15 protein-coding genes and 2 riboswitches are annotated in these 19,149 nt (G+C 61.7%); of the genes, 13 read left to right on the forward strand and 2 right to left on the reverse strand.

Translation table 11 applies throughout. The annotated features are described in order from the left end of the window. Positions 1-162 precede the first annotated feature (162 nt). Positions 163-408, reverse strand: a riboswitch (cobalamin riboswitch). A gap of 104 nt (positions 409-512) precedes the next feature. The 12 genes from IZV00_RS18530 (at position 513) to IZV00_RS18585 (ending at position 10,949) form a co-directional block, all read left to right on the forward strand. Continuing rightward, positions 513-1,295 (forward strand): formate dehydrogenase accessory sulfurtransferase FdhD, encoded by a 783-nt coding sequence (locus IZV00_RS18530; protein WP_196227062.1) that lies wholly within the window; start codon positions 513-515, stop codon positions 1,293-1,295. 48 nt (positions 1,296-1,343) lie between these two features. Further along, a riboswitch (cobalamin riboswitch) is annotated at positions 1,344-1,531 on the forward strand. Between the two features lie 160 nt (positions 1,532-1,691). Continuing rightward, positions 1,692-2,099, forward strand: a complete 408-nt coding sequence (locus IZV00_RS18535) for a DUF1636 domain-containing protein (protein ID WP_196227063.1) — start codon at positions 1,692-1,694, stop codon at positions 2,097-2,099. Continuing rightward, positions 2,096-3,112, forward strand: coding sequence for a nicotinate-nucleotide--dimethylbenzimidazole phosphoribosyltransferase (cobT, locus tag IZV00_RS18540; RefSeq protein ID WP_196227064.1), 1,017 nt, complete (start codon positions 2,096-2,098; stop codon positions 3,110-3,112). Before IZV00_RS18535 ends, cobT begins: the two co-directional genes overlap by 4 nt. After that, complete coding sequence (locus IZV00_RS18545; protein ID WP_196227065.1) at positions 3,109-3,675, forward strand: histidine phosphatase family protein; 567 nt, start codon at positions 3,109-3,111, stop codon at positions 3,673-3,675. Before cobT ends, IZV00_RS18545 begins: the two co-directional genes overlap by 4 nt. After that, positions 3,672-4,382, forward strand: coding sequence for an adenosylcobinamide-GDP ribazoletransferase (locus tag IZV00_RS18550; RefSeq protein ID WP_196227066.1), 711 nt, complete (start codon positions 3,672-3,674; stop codon positions 4,380-4,382). The genes IZV00_RS18545 and IZV00_RS18550 overlap by 4 nt, the downstream gene beginning before the upstream one ends. Next, on the forward strand, positions 4,379-5,353 hold the full coding sequence (locus IZV00_RS18555; protein WP_196227067.1) for a threonine-phosphate decarboxylase: 975 nt from the start codon (positions 4,379-4,381) through the stop codon (positions 5,351-5,353). The genes IZV00_RS18550 and IZV00_RS18555 overlap by 4 nt, the downstream gene beginning before the upstream one ends. After that, positions 5,313-6,278, forward strand: coding sequence for an adenosylcobinamide-phosphate synthase CbiB (gene cbiB, locus IZV00_RS18560; RefSeq protein WP_443020084.1), 966 nt, complete (start codon positions 5,313-5,315; stop codon positions 6,276-6,278). Before IZV00_RS18555 ends, cbiB begins: the two co-directional genes overlap by 41 nt. After that, the gene (gene cobU, locus IZV00_RS18565; RefSeq protein ID WP_196227068.1) at positions 6,275-6,805 is read left to right on the forward strand and encodes a bifunctional adenosylcobinamide kinase/adenosylcobinamide-phosphate guanylyltransferase; all 531 of its coding nucleotides are present in this window, start codon (positions 6,275-6,277) and stop codon (positions 6,803-6,805) included. Before cbiB ends, cobU begins: the two co-directional genes overlap by 4 nt. Before the next feature lie 279 nt (positions 6,806-7,084). Then, positions 7,085-7,375 (forward strand): NAD(P) transhydrogenase subunit alpha, encoded by a 291-nt coding sequence (locus IZV00_RS18570; protein WP_196227069.1) that lies wholly within the window; start codon positions 7,085-7,087, stop codon positions 7,373-7,375. A gap of 3 nt (positions 7,376-7,378) precedes the next feature. Next, positions 7,379-8,773: an NAD(P)(+) transhydrogenase (Re/Si-specific) subunit beta gene (locus tag IZV00_RS18575; RefSeq protein WP_196227070.1), complete on the forward strand. Its 1,395-nt coding sequence runs from the start codon at positions 7,379-7,381 to the stop codon at positions 8,771-8,773. 336 nt (positions 8,774-9,109) lie between these two features. Beyond that, complete coding sequence (locus tag IZV00_RS18580; RefSeq protein ID WP_196227071.1) at positions 9,110-10,180, forward strand: enoyl-CoA hydratase/isomerase family protein; 1,071 nt, start codon at positions 9,110-9,112, stop codon at positions 10,178-10,180. Next, positions 10,170-10,949: an enoyl-CoA hydratase-related protein gene (locus IZV00_RS18585; RefSeq protein WP_196227072.1), complete on the forward strand. Its 780-nt coding sequence runs from the start codon at positions 10,170-10,172 to the stop codon at positions 10,947-10,949. Before IZV00_RS18580 ends, IZV00_RS18585 begins: the two co-directional genes overlap by 11 nt. A gap of 97 nt (positions 10,950-11,046) precedes the next feature. Here IZV00_RS18585 and IZV00_RS18590 read toward each other — a convergent pair whose 3' ends face one another. Then, complete coding sequence (locus IZV00_RS18590) at positions 11,047-13,365, reverse strand: TonB-dependent receptor (protein WP_196227073.1); 2,319 nt, start codon at positions 13,363-13,365, stop codon at positions 11,047-11,049. A gap of 272 nt (positions 13,366-13,637) precedes the next feature. Here IZV00_RS18590 and IZV00_RS18595 point away from each other — a divergent pair, with 272 nt between their 5' ends. Next, positions 13,638-15,482 (forward strand): CocE/NonD family hydrolase, encoded by a 1,845-nt coding sequence (locus tag IZV00_RS18595; protein WP_196227074.1) that lies wholly within the window; start codon positions 13,638-13,640, stop codon positions 15,480-15,482. A gap of 71 nt (positions 15,483-15,553) precedes the next feature. On the opposite strand, the gene IZV00_RS18600 is transcribed toward IZV00_RS18595, so the two are convergent. Further along, a complete protein-coding gene (locus IZV00_RS18600) occupies positions 15,554-18,799 on the reverse strand; it encodes an ATP-binding protein (protein ID WP_196227075.1) in 3,246 nt (1,081 codons plus the stop codon). Positions 18,800-19,149 lie beyond the last annotated feature (350 nt).

Raw genomic sequence — 19,149 nt, forward strand, 5'->3', positions numbered from 1 at the left:
GCTCCCGTCAGCGTCGGCGAGACTGGACGGGACCTCCGCAAAGCGGCCGACACCACGCGCCGGACGGACGCATCATAGCGCCCGGCACGCATGCCGGTGCGGACCCGCCGCACGCGTCGCTCAGACGGAATACCGTGCCCCGGCCATCCCCTGGGCCAAAGCAAGAGCGACCAGACGCCGACAGGTCTCCTGGCTTACGGGTCCTCGCTCGACACATGGCCTTCCCAGGCCTCGCATGATTTAGCGTCCGGCCCAGTGGCTGACCCTCCGACAAGTGACGGAAGGTCGATATGCGTCTCGCTCACCGCTTACAGTTGCAGGGACAGCCGCGGATTTGGGCGCCTTGTCAGCAGCCCGCACCGCATTCCCTTTAAAGCCCTTTCAGGCACCGGCGCGATCGTGGCCGTGCATAGATGGCTTGGCCGCCAAAGGGAAGCGGCAGTTGCATGCCCGCGTCCATTTGCCTCCCGCGCCATATTGCCGCGCGCGCATTGCCCGCCTAGACCGACCCTATGTCTTCGCCCTTCTCCTTCACCCGCATCACCCCCGACGGCGAGGCGTCGCCCGTGACGCGCGAGTTGGCGGAGGAAGTGCCCGTCGCGATCGAGTTCAACGGCGTTGGCTATGCCGTGTTGATGGCGACGCCCGCCGACGTTGCGGAACTGGTGCAGGGGTTTGCGCTGGCCGAGCGGCTGGTCCTCCCATCCGACGCGCCGCTCGACGTCGATGTCCATGCGACGGAGCAGGGCTTGGTCGCACGGGCTACGCTGCCGGAAGACCGGATCGAGGGGCTGCTAGGCCGAGTCCGTCATCGCGTCTCCGATTCCTCCTGTGGTTTGTGCGGCGTCGAAAATCTGGAACAGGCGCTGCGTCCCTTGCCTGCCGTGACTGCCCGATCGGACGCGAGCTGGGAGGCGATCTTCGGTGCCCTGCACGATCTTGCCGCGCATCAGCCGCTTAACCGGCAAACCGGCGCGGTCCATGTCGCTGCCTTGGCCGGGGCGGATGGTGCCATCCGCCTCGCCTATGAAGATGTGGGCCGCCACAATGCCTTCGACAAGCTGATCGGGGCCATGCGGCTGCGGCAATTGTCGTGGGATGGCGGCTTCGCGCTGCTGTCCTCCCGCTGTTCTTTTGAACTGGTGGAAAAGGCAGCGCTCGCCAATTGCCCGTTGCTCGTTACCATCTCCGCCCCGACCCGTCTGGCAGCCGAACGCGCGGCCAGCGCCGGATTGCCGATCGTCGTGCTCGCGCGGCCCGATGCCGTGCTCGCGGCGGGCGACCTGCCCGACTGACGACGCGCCGCTCCCATCTACCGCTTGCGGACGCGCCGTCGCCTCTTTATCAGCAGCCCCGCGACAGGTTCCCCTCGGGGATCAAAAGGGAAGTCGGGTGTAATGCCCGCGCTGCCCCTGCAACTGTAAGCGGTGAGTGGACCGGCCACGCAGCCATTGGGGGAGCATCTCCCGAGAAGGCGGCCGGTGCGCAGCGACCCGTGAGCCAGGAGACCTGCCTGCCGCAGTCGTTCTTCGACCGGACAGGGTGTGCCGGACGAACGGGGTTCCCCTCGCGGACGACAGCCACCGCCTTGCTCGCCATTCGGCCGGGCAGGGCCGTTTGCGGTTCGATTTTGCGGGGAGGACCATGACGACGGTCTTTCATGTCCACATGGTTATGGAAGCGCGCCGCTGATGCTGTGCGCGGTCGAAAACAGAGCTTCGGTTGTGGTTTGCTCGACCTGCCGCCTGTCCGCCGATCAGCGGGAAGATGGGGCAGGACAACGCGGCGGCGCGCTGCTGGTTGAGGCCATGCGCGACCTTCAGGCGCAGGACCCGGCCTATAAAGCGGTTGCCGTGCAGGACATGCCCTGCCTCTTCGCCTGCCAGCGTCATTGCACTGTTCATGTGCGCGGGCCGGGCAAAGTCGGCTATGTGCTGGGCGACTTCACCCCGGACGCGGATGCGGCGCGCGCGATCCTCGATTACGCCCTGCGCCACGCCGCCAGCGAAGAAGGCGTGGTTCGCTACGCCGAATGGCCGCAGGGCGTTAAGGGCCATTTCATCGCCCGCACCCCGCCAGAAGGCTTCGTCTGCACATGATCCGCTTTCAGGATCGTGCCGATTTTCAATCCGCGCTCGCCACGCTCCCCGAACCTGACGCAGGAGCGATCGAAGCGGCAGCGGAGCGGCAGGCATCTTTGACGAAGCCCGCCGGATCGCTCGGCCGTTTGGAGGAGATCGCCCTCTTCATGGCAGGCTGGCAAGGTCGCGAACGCCCGCGCGCCGATCGCATCCGCGCCGCCATCTTCGCGGGCAACCATGGCGTCGCCGCGCGCGGCGTCAGCGCTTTCCCGGCTTCCGTCACCGCGCAGATGGTCGCGAATTTTCAGGCGGGCGGCGCGGCGATCAACGCCCTTGCGGGCGCCTGCGGCGCCGAGCTGGTCATCGTCCCGCTCGCCCTAGACAATCCCACCGCCGACATATGCGAAGCCCCCGCCATGACGGAGGTCGAATGCCTCGACGCCCTGAACGCAGGCGCCGCCGTCGTCATGCAGGATTGCGACCTGCTCTTCAGCGGAGAGATGGGCATCGCCAACACCACCCCCGCCGCCGCGCTGTGTCTTCAATCCTTCGGCGGCGAGGCGCAGGATTGGACGGGGAGGGGCACCGGCATCGACGCAGCAGCCCTCACCCGCAAGACGCGGGCCGTTCAGATAGCGCACGCCCTGCACGCTCACAATTGCACCGACGCTTTCGAAACGCTGCGCCGTCTCGGCGGGCGAGAGATCGCGGCGATGGCAGGCGCCATCCTCGCCGCGCGTATGATGCGTGTGCCGGTGCTGCTCGACGGCTTTATCTGCGGCGCGGCCATCGCCCCTCTGGCCCGCGACAATCCCGCCATCACGGCCCACTGCCTCGCCGCCCACTGTTCCGCCGAAGCAGGCCATGCCCGGCTGCTCGAAAAGCTTGGCCTGCACCCCTTGCTTCACCTCGACATGCGCCTCGGCGAAGGCAGCGGCGCGGCGGTTGCGGCGCAACTCATCCGCTCGGCGCTGGCCGCGCACGACCAGATGGCGACCTTCGCCGAAGCCGCCGTGGCTAACGCGCTATGAGCCCGCTCACGCTCCACCTGATGCGCCACGCAGCGCCACAGACGCCCGGTCTTCTGCTCGGTCACATGGACATGCCGCCAGACCCTGCCGCCATGCAGCTATGCGTCGAACGATGTCGCGCGCTTGCGTTCGACCGCCTGATCAGCTCCGACCTGACACGCGCTCGCACCCCGGCCAACTTGATCGCCGCCGCCCGGCAGGTGCCGCACGACGTCGACGCGCGCTGGCGTGAACTGCACTTCGGGACATGGGAGGGCAGTGATCCCGCGGCTCTCCCTGCCGAGGAGATTGGCCGTTTCTGGTCATCCCCGGACGACCATCCTCCGCCGGGAGGGGAAAGCTGGTCCAGCCTTTGCCTGCGCGTAAAGGCGGCGCTTTGCGAAATCGACCGGCCCTCGCTGGTCCTGACCCATGCCGGTACGATCCGTGGCGCGCTGACGGCGCTGTGTGGCTTCACTTACCAGCAGGCCTGGGCAATCGACCTTCCCTATGGCGCCTTGCTCAGCCTGCGCGTCTGGCCGGGAGACAATGCCAGCGCGCAGATCACCGGGCTTGTAACATGACCCGCCTCATCCTTGCGCTGCAACTCATGACCCGCCTGCCGCTCCCGCAAGTGCGGGCGGAAGAGAAGGACTTCGCCGCCGCGATGCGATGGTTTCCCGCGACCGGCATCATCGTCGGCCTCGCCGTCGCCGCTGCCATGACAATCGGCGTCCTCGTCGATCCCTGGATGGCGGCATTGCTTGGCCTCATCGCCTGGGTCGTCATTACCGGGGCGCTGCATCTCGACGGTCTTGGCGACATTGCTGACGGGGCAGGGGCAGCCCATGGCGACCGGGCAAAGCTGTCCGCTGTCCTCGCCGATCCGCATATTGGGAGCTTCGGCGTCGTCACCATCGTCCTGCAACTGCTGGCGAAGCTGATCCTGCTGCGCCTCTGCGCGGAGCATGTCGCGCCGATTGCGATCATCGCCGTGCCTTTCGTCGCCCGGATTGGCCCGCTGGCATGGACCCTCTGGCTCCCGCCGCTCCATGAAGGCCTCGCCAGCCGCTTCCGCGAAAGCATCAGCCCGGTGCATCTGCTCGGCTGGACGATGCTGGCCGTAGCTCTCTGCCTGATCATTCCTGCCCTCCTGTCCGCCGCTATCCTCGTCCCGTTTTGGGGATGGTGGCTGCGCAGCCGGATTGGCGGTATTTCGGGCGATGGCCATGGCGCCGGGATCGAACTTATCGAAAGCGGCCTGCTAGCCGCACTGGTACTGGCGCGATGAGTGACATCTTCCACTGGCATGGCGGTCGTCTGGCGGCGGCGCGTCAACATTATGAGACTGGCCTTCCCTGGATCGATCTTTCCACCGGCATAAACCCACTCGCCTGGCCCGGTGCCGCCGTGATCACCCCGGACTGGCAATCCCTCCCCGATCCCGCAGCGCTTGCCGATCTCGAACAGGCCGCCGCCACACATTTCGGCGTGTCCCCCGATCACATCTCCGCGCTGCCGGGCAGCGAAACCGGCCTGCGCCTGCTTGGCCGCCTGATCCAAGTACCGGGCTGTCACCTGCTGCCGTCCTACCGAACCCATGCGCAGTCTTTCCCGAACTCGCGTCCGTTGCAGCAACCCGAAGATGCGCCACCCGGCACCGCCCTCCTGCTCGCCAATCCCAACAATCCCGATGGCCGCCTCTACATGCGGGCGCAAATGCAGCAGCTTCTAACTCAACAGGAAAGGGAAGGCGGCTGGCTGATCGTCGATGAAGCCTTCGCTGATTGCATCCCCGGCGCCAGCATCGCCAGCGAGATCGCCGATCACCGTCGCCTGATCGTCCTTCGTTCCTTCGGCAAATTCTTTGGGCTCGCTGGAGTGCGATTGGGCTTCCTCCTTGGGCCATCCGTCATTGTCGCGGCCTGTCGCAGGTTGGTGGGAGACTGGCCCTTATCCGCCGCCTCCATCGAGTTCGGCCGCGCCGCCTATCGCGACCAGCGCTGGATCGACGAGACGATCGCGAACCTGACGACCCGCGCCGCCAGCCTTGACGCACTACTTATCCGCCACGGCTTTATCCCGCGCGGCGATTGCCCGCTATTCCGCCTGATCGACACGCCGAACGCCGCCGCCCTGTTCGACCGCCTCGCGCGCCACGCCATTCTCACCCGCCCGTTCGAAGATTACCCTCATTGGCTCCGCTTCGGTCTGCCCGCCGATGATGCCGCCCTGGCCCGGATGGACGAAGCTCTTGGTTGAGCTGGCCGCGCTGATTCTTGACGCTGTGCTAGGCTGGCCAGTCCGATTGCACGCCCGTATCGGCCACCCGGTCGGAGCCTTCGCCCGGATCATCACCGGTTGCGAGCGACGCCTGAATCGGCCTCATCTAACCGCCATACGCCGTCGTATCGGCGGTATCGTCACGCTGCTACTCCTCCTCGCGACCGCCATCGCAGCAGGCTGGGGCGTAGAATTCTTCATCCGCCACTTACTCGGCTCCTGGGCCTGGGCAGGGATCGCACTTGCCGCATGGCCAGCACTTGCGCAGCGCAGTCTGTACGACCATGTCCTGCCCGTCGTTCAGGCTCTCGAAGCAGGCAATCTCTTCGCCGCCCGCCGCGCCGTCAGCCAGATCGTCGGACGCGATACCGCCACCCTTGATGAAGCAGGCGTTGCCCGGGCCGCGATAGAAAGCCTCGCCGAAAGCTTCTGCGACGGGGTCGTTGCGCCGCTCTTCTGGCTGCTCATCGGCGGCCTGCCCGGCATCTGGGCCTATAAGGCGGTCAACACCGCCGACAGCCTCATCGGCCACCGGGAGGAGCCGTTTGCGGCCTTTGGCTGGGCCGCTGCTCGCTTCGATGACTTGCTGAACCTGATCCCCGCGCGCTTGTCCGGCTTCCTGATCTGCGTCGCGGGCTTGGGCGGCTGGCGCATCCTCTGGCGCGACCATGGCCGTCACGCATCACCCAATGCGGGCTGGCCCGAAGCGGCGATGGCGGGCGCACTGGGCATCCGGCTTGCCGGGCCTATCGCCTATGAAGGCCATTATCATGCCAAGCCATGGATCGGCGGGGAAGGGGGCGAAGCCACACCCGCTGTCGCCCGCGCCGCGTTGGCGCTCTACGTCCTAGCCTGCGCGCTGCTCTGGCTCGCGACGGCGCTGATCGTAGGTGTCAGCCGATGACCGCTTTCCAAAAGCTGCTCGTGCTGGGAGGTGCCCGTTCGGGCAAGAGCCGCCATGCCGAAGCGCAGTGCGAAGCCCTGCCCGGCGTCATCACCTACATCGCCACGGCCGAGGCGTATGATGCTGAAATGCACGAAAGGATCGCCACGCATCGCGCCCGCCGCAACGCGCGCTGGCGAACGATCGAAGCCCCAATCGATCTGCCCGCCGCGATCCGGAATGCCCACGCGCATACGCTAGCTGGCCCGATCTTAGTCGATTGCCTTACCCTGTGGCTGTCCAACCTGCTGCTGGCTGGCGACGACATTGCCCGGTGGAGCGAAGAGCTGATCGCCGCCATCACCGGCTGCACCGTTCCCATTGTGCTGGTCGCCAATGAAGTCGGCCTCTCCATCGTCCCGGAAAATGCACTTGCCCGCCGTTTCAGAGACGAAGCGGGCCTGCTTAATCAGCATGTGGCCGCCGCTTGCGACAGGGTGGTGTTTGTCGCCGCTGGCCTGCCCCTGACATTCAAGCAAGGCGGATGAAGAAGGACGCGGCTGCAAGCCATTTTGAAAATCGCTGATGCCAACAGCGCTGCTTGCCGTAGAGGCCGAATAAAGTCGTTGCGCGAATCGACGGCGTGATAAATGGCTCTGACCGGCTTGCCTGCGATCTACTCGGTCAATATGGCACGCTCAATAATGCGTGGAGGGATTTTATAGGAGCCAGCGATCATGGCAGGGGCAATATGCTCCGAACCCAGGCGAAATTGGAAGATCGCCAGGGTTTGATCAGATCGCGGTTTCTGGACAGGGGATAAGTCAGTGAACGCTTTCAATGCAGATTATCTGTTCGTCTTCATATTGGCGGCCTTTCTTGGTTTTCAGCTGATCAAGAAGGTATCGCCTTTGTTGCACTCGCCGTTGATGTCGCTGACCAATGCGATAGCGGCGGTTGTGATTGTGGGGGCGATCACGATCACGGGTGAGGCGGGCGCAACGCCGCTGGCCAAGACGCTGGGCTTCATCGCGGTGTTCTGCGCGACGGTGAACCTTGTGAGCGGGTTCATGATCACCGATCGCATGCTCAAGATGTTCAAGCCGCGGGGGAAGTAACAGATGGACGCCTTCGTACCCTTCGCGGCGATTGTCGCGTCCGCTTTGTTCATCCTGTCGCTGATGTGGATGAGCCATCCCTCGACCGCCCGTCGCGGCGTGCGCGCGGGCGAGATCGGCATGGTCATCGCCATCGTCGGCGCGCTGGTCCAGCATGAGGTGGTGGACTATAATCTGATCATCATCGCGATGATCGCGGGCGCGGCGGCGGGCATTCCGATGGCGCTGCTGATGCCGATGACGGCGATCCCGCAGCGAACCGCCATCTCCCACGCCTTTGGCGCGCTGGCTGTAGGCCTGATCGGTGCGGCGGAATATTACAAGCATGCCCATGCGGAATATGCGGGCGGCTTCATCCTGTGGGCGCTGATGTTCGAGATGCTGCTGGGTTTCCTGACCTGCACGGCCTCGATCATCGCCTTTGCCAAGCTGCAGGAGCTGATGGGCAGCCGTCCGGTCTCTTTCCCCGGCCAGCGCATCGTCAATGGCGCGGTGGCGCTGGCGACGGTGGCGATCGGCATCATGCTCGCGATCGATCCGACGCAGACCTGGCTGTTCCCGCTGTTCGCCGGCCTGGCGCTGCTGTTCGGCATATTGCTGGTCATCCCGATCGGCGGGGCGGACATGCCGACGGTCATCGCGCTTCTGAACAGCTATGCGGGCCTTGCGGCATCGGCGATGGGCTTTGCGCTGGGTAACAAGCTGCTGATCGTGGCGGGCGCGCTCGACGGCGCATCGGGCTTCATCCTGGCGCTGGTGATGTGCAAGGCGATGAACCGCAGCTTTGCCAACGTCATGTTCGGCGGCTTCGGCAAGGTGGTCGCAGGCGCTGCGGGCGGCAAGGACGACCGCGTCGTACGCTCGGCGTCTGCCGAGGAAGCCGCGATGCAGCTGGAAAATGCCAGCAGCGTGGTCATCATCCCCGGCTATGGCATGGCCGTCGCCCAGGCGCAGCACAAGGTCAGCGAGCTGTATCAGGCGCTCACCAGGAAGGGCGTGGACGTCAAGTTCGCGATCCACCCGGTGGCGGGCCGCATGCCCGGCCACATGAACGTGCTGCTGGCCGAAGCCAACGTGCCTTACGAACAGCTGGTCGACCTTGACGACATCAACCCTGAACTGCCGCAGGCGGACGTTGCGGTGATCATCGGCGCGAACGACACGGTGAACCCGTCGGCGCGCGACGATCCGCAGAGCGCGATTGCGGGGATGCCGATCATCGAGGCGGACAGGGCCAAGTCTGTGTTCGTGATCAAACGCTCGATGAACGCGGGCTTCGCCGGGATCGACAATCCGATCTACTATAACAGCAACACCCAGATGCTGTTCGGCGACGCCAAGGACATGGTCGGTTCCATCGCCAAGGAACTCAGCGGAGGCGGCTCAGGCCTCCACTGAACCGCCACTCAACTGCACAAGATAAAGCCCGCTGCCCCCAAGCAGCGGGCTTTTGTCATAGGGGTTCGCCCGCGGCCTGTGGGAGAAGTATTGCGCTAGCGGCTGCTCAGTCGAGCGATGCGTCATTGATGTTGATCGTGCCAATTGCTGCAAAAATGCAGACCCAATTTGCGAATATGAGATGTTGATTGCACAATCGCGCCCGCGCATGGACAGCACCAACTCCATGGCGATTGGCGTTACTGCTGTGCTCTTTGGAATATCGGTCCTGGGAAGCACAGCCAGATCACGCGCCCGATCATTATCGGAGACGCTCCGCGAGTGCAGGGAAAAGATATGACAGACCAGCTGATCCTCTCGGTCGAAAATGGCGTGGGCCGCATCCGGCTGAACCGTCCCAAGGCTATCCACGCGCTGACCCCGGAGATGTGCGAGGCGATCAATCAGGTGCTGCTGGACTGGCGCGACGATCCGGCGGTGCGGATGGTCATGATCGACCATGCCGAAGGGCGCGGATTCTGTGCCGGAGGTGACATCGCGCTTATCGCCAGTAGCGCAAAGACGGACTGCGCAGCGGCCGAGCATTTCTTCCGCGTCGAATATCGAATGAACCATCTGTTGTTCGTCTACGACAAACCTATCGTGGCCTTCATCGATGGGATTGTGATGGGCGGCGGCGTCGGTCTCTCGCTGCCTTGCCGATATCGTGTTGCGACGGAGCGTACGACCTTCGCGATGCCTGAAACCGGAATTGGCCTTTTCCCCGATGTGGGTGGAGGCTGGTTTCTGCCTCGGCTGCCTGGACGGGTCGGCGCATGGCTTGCCGCGACCGGAGCACGTCTGGATGGTGCGGATTGCGTCGCGATCGGGATTGCGACCCATTATGTCGGCTCTGACAGGCTGGGTGCGCTCAAGGCGGAAATCCTCACGCATCCCTCTCAAGTTTCGACCATCCTCGATCAGGCAAATGAACTCGCTCCGGAGTCCCGGTTGATGGCGCAGCGGGACGGGATCGATCGCCTGTTCGCGAGCGATGCCTTGGAGGATATCCTTGCTGCCCTCCGGGCGGACGGGTCGGAATGGGCGGACAAGCAGTTGGCGGTGCTTGCAACCAAGTCGCCACAAACGGTCAAGGTCGCCCTGCGCCAACTGGCGGAGGGCGCCGCCTTTACTGACTTTGCGGACAATATGCGAAACGAATATCGCCTGGCCTGCCACATCATTCGCCGTCCCGATTTCGTCGAGGGGGTGCGCGCGGTGATCTTTGACAAGGACAACGCTCCCAAATGGTCCCCGGCCACGCCAGAGGAGGTTGATGACAGGTTGATAGATAGTCTCTTTGCGCCTCTACCGCAGGACAAGGAATGGACCCCTCTGCCTCAAACGGAAATCTCTCATGACCTTTGAAACCATCACCGTCGAACAGCATGGCGCCGTCACACTAATCACGCTCAACCGGCCGCAAGCGCTCAATGCGCTCAATAGCCAGGTGCTCAAGGATCTGAGCGCTGCATTCGCCGCCTATGATGCCGATCCGGCGCAACGGTGCGCGGTGCTGACCGGCAGCGGTGAGAAGGCTTTTGCCGCAGGCGCCGACATCAAGGAGATGGTCGAGAAGCAGGCCGCGGATTTCTTCCTGGAGGATTTCTTTTCTGGCTGGCAAACTGGCGTGGTGGCAACGCGTAAGCCGTGGATCGCAGCCGTGCAGGGCTTTGCGCTGGGCGGCGGTTGCGAATTGGCGATGATGGCGGACTTCATCATCGCAGGCGACACGGCAAAATTCGGCCAGCCCGAAATCAAGTTGGGCGTCGCGCCTGGCATGGGCGGTTCCCAGCGCCTGACCCGCGCCGTGGGCAAGGCGAAGGCGATGGAAATGTGTCTGACCGGCCGCATGATGGATGCCGCCGAAGCAGAGCGTTCCGGATTGGTAAGCCGCATCGTGCCTGCCGCGCAGCTGTTGGAAGAGGCGCTTAAAACTGCCGCCGCCATCGCCTCGATGCCGCCAATGGCAGCAATGGTGAACAAGGAGATGGTGAACATCGCCTTTGAAACGGGGCTGGCTCAAGGCATATTGACCGAGCGGCGCCTTTTCCAGATCCTCACCGCTACCGAGGACAGGGCAGAAGGCATGAGCGCTTTTGTGGAGAAGCGCGCAGGGGTGTGGCGCGGTCGCTGATCAGGCGATCAGTCGCTGGCTTGTTTGTTGGAGAACTCCCTGGCTCGTGCCAGCCGCAACTTGGTGCGACAGGCACGAGCTTTCGGATCGAACCGTTTTAGAAGCGCGCGGACAGGGAAACGCCCCATGTCCGGCCCGTGATCGGGTTCGCGAACTCGACCAATGAACCCGGACTCTCGCCCGATGTAATGCCATCGTAAGTGGTGTTGTCGGTAACATTCTTCACGAAACCGGAGATTTCCAACTTGGTGGCATCGCCGACCGGCAGTTCGTAACGGATGCCTACATCCATTCGGGCAACGGGGGGAATCGATCCTCGCGGATCGTTCAACGCGTCCGTCTCATATCGTGAGGTATAGTATAGGGCAGCATTCAGGCCGAATTTCCCGGTTCCGGCGTCGATTGTATAATCGGAAACGAGGCCAGCAGTCCATTTGGGCGTGCGACGCAGGCGGAGTACCGACAGGTCAGCGTCCCCCTGCCCAAGGTTGCCCCTGAACTCTGAATATTTGGCGTGCAGATAGCCGCCCGTCGCCAGGATCGTCCAGTTCCGAGTGGGCACGAGGGTCAGTTCAGCCTCTACCCCCGTATATTTCGCCTTCGCGACATTTAAGGTGCTGGACAATAGGCGCGATCCATCAACCTGAAGAACATTCTCTTGCTTGTTGTCGAGAATATTATGGAATGCCGCGATGTTGAAGCGGACACGATGATCGAAGAGTTCACTTTTGAACCCGATTTCAAATGCATCCATTACTTCCGGGTCATAGGGTTGAACAGCTGTTACAATGTTACCCGTGCGGCCGCTGAAGCCTCCCGTATTATAACCCCGGCTGTAGCTCGCATAGGCCAGTATGTCGGGATTGAACTTATACTGGACGTTGACCTTTGGCGTGAACTTCTGAAAGCTCACCCCAGCGGAGACGTCGCCCACCAGCGGTCCCAGAACGCTCATGTCCCGCACCGTTCCCGGCACGGCCGAATAAAGGACATAATGCGTTTTCTTGCGGTCCCAGGTCTGGCGCCCACCGACAGTCAGGCGAAGCTGGTCCGTCAGGTCATAATCGGCCTGAAAGAATAGCGCGGTCGACCGGTTATGTTGGTTGGTGACATAGGCATCCACCGAATTGAGGTAGGCAAAGCCCGGCGGCAGCCAATCGGGCAATCCCGTGGCGATGGGAGGCAAGGCGGCAAGGTCCACCGACAAGTTGGTTTTCTGGGTATATTCATAGTTCATGTAGAAGAAGCCGCCGACGAGATTGAAGGGGCCATTGAAAGACGTTTCGAACCTTAGTTCCTCGGAAAACTGATGTGCCTTCAAATTGCTCTCATTGCGCGCCAGGGCGAAGCGCGTGGAGTCATAGTCTCCGAGCGTATATTCCTTGAACTCGCGAAGGCCGGTCAGGCTGACGAGCCGAATATCATCCGTTGCCTGATATGAAATTTCGCCGGTTAAGGCATTAAGCCGCAAGGAGCCGGGGAATGGCCTCGATTCGACAACATTCTTGTCTTTGGTGAGAGGCGTGCAGATGGACGCCGTATAGGGATTAAGGCAAGGCGAGTTCGCGCCGCCGAAATAACCCGGCACCTTGTAGGTGATCAGATTTGGCGTCAGCAATTGGGAATAGGGCGGCAAGTCGCTGTCATTTTCTACCCGATCCAGCGCGAGATACAGGTTGAGCTTGTCCGTTGGCGTGGCGACGAAGGCCAATCCGAACGTGCGCACGTCCCGATCTCCATTGCGTCCACCCGTCACGATATTTCTGAACTGGCCGTTGTTTTTCCGCACCGTGATGGAGCCCTTGACCGCCAACAGGTCATTGACGATCGGCGCCATTATGACGCCTTCATAATCATTTTCGCCAAAGCTGCCGAGGGTGAAGCGAACCTTGCCGGTTGCGTCGGCTGCCGGGTCGGGTCGTGAGCGGATGACGTTGATGGTGCCGCCCGTCGTGTTCTTGCCGTTCAAGACACCCTGCGGGCCGCGAAGCACTTCGATCCGCTCAATGTCATAGGCGTCCATGAGCGATCCGCGCTGGAAGGCGATCGGGACGCCGTCAACGGTAAAGCCGATGCTGGATTCAAGGCTGGGCAGCACATCCTGAATGGACATGCCGCGCAAGCTAAGCTGGGGAACGTCCACGGACGCGCCGGATCGGTTGATCGTCAACCCCGGCACCAGTCCGCGCAGTCCGGTCAGGTTATCCAGACGTGCATGCTCCAACGTTTCGCTGTTGAAAGCGGAAACCGCAACAGGCACCGATTGCAGTGGCTCGGCACGTTTTTGCGCCGTGACGATAATATCTTGCAGCATTCCCGCGCCCGAAGTCTGGTCCTCCGACTGCGGGGTTTGCGCATGGGCCATGGCCGGAAACAGCGGCGCAGAGGCCAATAGAACCCACTTCCTGACAGACATATTCAATTCCCCTCCAATGCATTATCCGACATATTCTTCAGGCCTCATCCGAGCCTTTCGGAAATGCTCTCCCAATGCGCCATTTGATGATAGTAGCATACGGTTAGATAGCGAACCGAAATGTTTCAACGGCGTCTGGGAGGAGTATATCGGGCAAACACAGCGATCGGTTGGGATACGGCCCGCTGCGCCCTTCAACCAGTGGAGTGACCATTGTGCCATCGGATCTGACAACCGCGCAAACAGCTGTTTTCCGGAACCTTGACGTGCCAATGCGCGATGGCGTTGATCTGGCCGCCGACCTCTACCTGCCGATGGCGTCGGGACAGTTGGAGCCGGATGTCGGTTATCCCGTGATTGTTATCCGCACCCCTTATAACAAGCTGTTTGTGCAGGGTTCGTTCGGCACGGCCACTTATCTGACCCGGCGAGGCTACGCGGTTCTGGTTCAGGATGTGCGCGGTACGAACGGGTCGGGCGGCGTGTTCGACCCGATGATGAATGAGGGGTGGGGCGAACGGCAGGACGGCATTGATACTGTTCGCTGGATCAAGCAGCAAGGTTGGTGCAACGGGAAGGTCGGCACTACTGGCCAGTCCTATATGGGTGGGACGCAGCTGCTGCACCTTCAGGCCGAAGGTAATGAGATCGACGCCGCGTTCGTTCAGGTCCCGGCCGTCAGCCAGTTCAACAATGGCTGGGTCTACAAGGGGGGCGTAATGGATAGCACGGCCTTGTGCTGGACCATGGGCATGGCGTTCACCGCCGCGGCGCGGATGGGCGAGGAGGTGACCGCAGCGATCAAGGCCGACGCTCGGGCGGTCGGCCTGCCCAGCGGCTTTGCGGCCCCGCAAATGTTAATGGCATCTCCAGATCTGGCATTCGAAATCGCGCGCGGGCACGCACTGAAGGACGTTCCCATCAACCGGCATATGCCATTCTGGAACGCTTGGCTCGACAACAGGGATAATCCGGAATTCTTCGCCACGAATGACGCAGCATCGCGGTTCGACCGGGTCAAAGTGCCGGTCCTGCATTTCACTGGATGGTATGATCTGTTCAACCGCAATTCGCTGGACGCGTTCGTCAACATCTCTCGCCATGGCGCTACTGAAGCGGCGCGTCAGGGGCAGCGGCTGATCATAGGGCCATGGGGGCACGTCGCGAACGGGATGTTCTGTCATTTCCCCGATGCACTGGTCGATGACGTCGCCATGATGGGGGCGTGGATGGACCGCCACCTTCTGGGGGTCGCGGGGGACGGGGACGACCATCGGGTCATGCTGTACGTGATGGGCGAAAATCGTTGGCGGGCCGAGCAGGATTGGCCGCTTCCAGATGCTCGGCCGACGCTGTTCTACTTGCACAGCGACGGTAACGCGAACGGCGCAGAGGGCGGCGGGCTGCTGTCTCAGGCTGCTCCGGGCGCGGATGAACCCGCTGACCATTATGTCAGCGATCCTGCTAATCCTGTGCCTTCGCTGGGCGGGCATTCGTTGCACGGCGGCCCTGCGGATCAACGGCCCAATGACCATCGGCCGGATATTCTTGTCTATACGACGGCGACGCTGGAAGAGGATATGGAGGTGACGGGCGCGATCCGGGTCATCCTCCATGCGCAATCGTCGGCAACGGACTGCGACTGGTTCGTGAAGCTGATCGACCTGTTTCCGGACGGCCGTTCCTACAATCTGGCGAGCGGCATGGTGCGGGCGCGCTATCGTAAATCGCGCACCGCCCCGGAAGGGCTGATGCCGGATGCGGTCGAAAGATATGAGATTGAGCTGGCGCCAACCAGCAACCTGTTCAAAAAGGGGCACCGCGTTCGTATCGTCATTTCCAGCAGCGATTATCCGAACAGCGAGGTGAACCCCCAGGATTTCCTCGACCTATCCACCGCTGCTCCAAAAGATCATCGGATCGCGCGCCAGACGATCCATCACGATGCCGCACGGCCATCGGCGATCGAGTTGCCTGTGGTGCCTGCCGATCGACCGAGGCAATGGATAGAGACGCCCTTCCCCTCGGGCGAGACCGGACGATTTTACACCCGGCCCATTCCGGTTGAGGAGGCGCCGCCTGTAGAGATGCCATTGTCCCTGCTGCCCTATGGCTGACCGGGGATCATCCCGCAGCTAGGCGGGCCTCCCAGATCATCGGGCATAATTTCGTGGCCGGCGTCGGCAGCTCAGGCAACCAGGCCGATATCCGCACCCGACAGGGCTTTCAGGCTGGCGACGGCCCGCTGTTCCAGCATGACCGCGTTTTGCTGACGCGCGATGGCCAGCGCCTGTTCCAGGCAACGCTGCGCCTCGCTCTTGTCCGGCCCCCAGCGTGCGTGCAACTGTCCGGTCAAGCGCCAATATTCCGCTTCCCATATCCCCTCGTCATGTTCGGCCATGAACGTCGCGGCCAAGCCTGCATGGTGCAGCCCCTTGTCGTACAGGCCCATCTGGTCGCAGATATCAGCGGCGAGCAGATGCAGGCAGGATGTGAGATAGAGTTCGGAAAAAGCCTTGGTATGCACCAGGAGCTGATCCAGATGAGTTGGATCGCGCGTCGAATGGAACGACGCCCAGGACAGGCATGCTCGTCCGAACGGTTGCCAGAACCGGCAAAGCTGCTGGGAGCATAGTTTTTGAAGCCGGTCATTATAGCTGCGGATGCGGTCGTAGTCCCTTTCGCAAACCGCGTGGAAGAGCAGCCAGACAAGGACCAGTGACAAAGTTGGCGGGTGACCCAAGGCCTCCGCCATGGCCAAGGCGCGCTCAGCCTCTCGCCTACCCTGATCAGGATTGCCGGTGTGCCAATGCACCCAGGAAAGATAGGCCGTGGAGGCCGCGCCGGGATCATAGCCGAAGCTGCGGCCGTGTTGCGCGGGATCATAGACAGCGACCACGCGCTCGAAGTGCGTTCGGGCTGCGGCAAAGTCTCCCCGAAATGCTGCTCCAGCGCCCAGCAGGCGCCCTCCTTCCGCTTCCAGGCGGGCATTTGGTCCCAGCGAATGAATGAACTGGTCGAACTCGATCGCCAACAGGTCAGCATGCTTCCATCGCCCACGGCCCGCCGCCACGGTCCAAAGCCCATGCAGGCTAGCCGCTAGTGCTTCAGGCCGTCCGACTTCCTTCGCCAGCAGATGCGCGCGCTCATAAATTTGCTTCAAGTCCGGGGCGTAATAGCCTTCCGCTTCCCGGACAGTCGCGCCCAGCTCCAACAAGGCATCGAGTTCGCGTTCGCTTCGTCCGATACTTGGCGAAATCAATGCAAGGGTTTCTATTGCCGCGCGATAGTTCGCGCTTGCTTCGGCGAGGGCATATCTTTGTGCTGCTTTTCGGCCAGCATCCAGCCAGAAGGATACCGCCTCGTCGAAACGCCCCGCATGGCGCATATGTCCAGCGATCACTTCGGGGTGATCGGCTGCGATTTCCGGGAAATAGTCAACCAGCATGTCGGCAGTTCGAGAATGCAGGTCCTGACGATCTGCGTCCATCATCGACGTGTAGGCTGCGTCGCGGAGCAACGCGTGTCGAAAGGCATATCGACCTTTGCCGTTGGAGCGGCCGCGCGTCAGAATGCCTGCGGCCAGCAGCTGGTCGATCGCAGCGGCCACCAGCTGATCTTCATCACTGACCAGAGCTTTTAATATCTCGCCAGGGAAGTCCCGTCCTATTATGGAAGCCACCTGCGCAACCCGGCGTGCAAAGCCCATGCAGCCGAGCTGAGATGCCAGCAGGTCGTTCAGGCTATCGGGCACTGTCGACAGATCGCCTTTTCCAACATTTTGGGCAAGCAGGAGCTTCGTCAGTTCCTCAAGATAGAGCGGCACCCCGTCGGCTTTGTCGATAATCGTGTCCCGGGTCGGGATTGGCAACGCCGCATCCCCCGCAATGCCGTCAATCATCCGGCTACAATCCTGGCGGGATAATCGGGTGAGACGAAGAACAGTAACCGGTTGTGCCGGTCCAAACAGTGCCGCGCACCCTGACCTGCCCGTCATCAGCAGGTAGAGCCGTAGATCCTGGCATGCCGACGCGGCAAATCCAATCAGCTCCAGCGTCGTGGGATCCGCCCAATGTATGTCTTCGACAAGAAGAATAACTGGTCTGCGGTTACATAAGGCAGAAAGGATGGCGATCAGAAGCTGAAGCGTCTTCTCTTTCTTTTCACTCGCCGACGGAAGGATGCCCCCCATATTTTCGTCCACATCCGCCTGAGCGAGCAATGTTTGAAGAAGCGCCCTGTTGATCGGCCCGTCCAGACCGACTCTCTCAAGAAATCGACCCAATACGGCGCTGGATGGATCGTTCCCTGCCAACAACCGGCGGAGGATTTGGATAACGGGATAAAGTGCGCTGTTGCTGTGGTGCGCAGAGCATTGCAGGCGAATTTGATAGCCCCTTGGCCGCAGCCTCTTTATCAATGCTTCGGACAAACAGGATTTGCCGATACCCGCTTCGCCTTCGACGATGACGGATTGTCCCTCTCCCGCCGAAGCCAGGAGCCAACGGTTGCCTAGAAGATCCAATTCAGCGCCCCGGCCGATGATGTCGGCGGACGGAGCATCTTGCTTTGCTAGAAAGCATGTTGTGGATCTAGGGCTCAGAAGACGCCAAAGAAGAATTTGGTGCCCATCCTCGCCTTCTATTGCTCCAGCCGGAATGGTTTCAAATGCGGTGCGTGAATGTTGGCGGGTCTCTTCCGAAACGAGAATTGCGTTACATGGCGTGTGATCGACTATCTGTAGAGCGATGGTGGGTACTTCACCCAATATCAGCGGCTTTTCCAGGCAGGGTCGTGAGAGAACCCTGCCTGTATCAATGGCCACACGGACCTCACAATTACCTCCATGTTCACGCCGCGCATAGGCAATGATTTCCGTTGCCGCCGTCATGGCCCGTCCCGAAGCATCTTCCAGCGAGGTGGGCCAGCCGAAATAGACGGTGAGCCGGGCCGTTGCGCTGTTTTCCATGACACCGCCCAATTGCGTCACGATCGAGGAAAAATATGCGTGGAAGCGGTCGAATTCTTCAAGGAACTCGGCCGTCAGTTGGGAAATGCCTCTTAACCGGAAGGAGCAGGATAAGACCGTTACCCTGCGCAGTTCCATATGCGAAGGCAAATCCGGGGTCGCAGCCTTTGCAGGAGCGTCATCGTCTCGCTCAACAATTTCCGATTGTTCCGTCTTGCGTTGGAAGCTTGGGACATATCCTCCTTTAGGAATGATAATCTGAATGGTGTCGGATTGACCATGGTTGATCTGATAGCTTGTCAGCAGGCGGCGAAGGCGTCCTGCCTCAACCCGGACAGTCGCGCTGGTGCCGGGATCAAAATCCTGAGGCTTGTCAAAAACCCCTAGCGCAATACTATATTCTTTCAGGAGTGATCCACGCCCCGCGAACATCTCCTCGCAGAGATAGCGTAAAAATCGCTGCATACGGGGACTGCGTTCAAAGACGGGGCTCATCAACACTTGATTTAGATGCGCCTGCATCTCCTGTGCGCCAAGAGGGGGAACGCTGCGCGCGTCAAGGGATGATCGCCTCATCGTCACCGTTGCCTCTCCGTCATTGGTCCGTATCGATCCTTGCCCGGTTCCGGAACATTGCCTGACTTTAGTCGCAACGCAACGGAAAGGTAAGGCGGTTCGCGGGCGGATGCCTAACGGTAGCATACTTGCAGAGGAGACGCTGTCCGCGACAGTCAGGTCGTTACGCAATTTGTCGCTGCGGAACAGCAGCCAGTGTCGGTGAGGAATATGCCAGTGGCCCTGAGGGGATGTGGAAA

Origin of the sequence: Sphingobium sp. Cam5-1, assembly GCF_015693305.1 — a bacterium.
Taxonomy (GTDB): domain Bacteria; phylum Pseudomonadota; class Alphaproteobacteria; order Sphingomonadales; family Sphingomonadaceae; genus Sphingobium.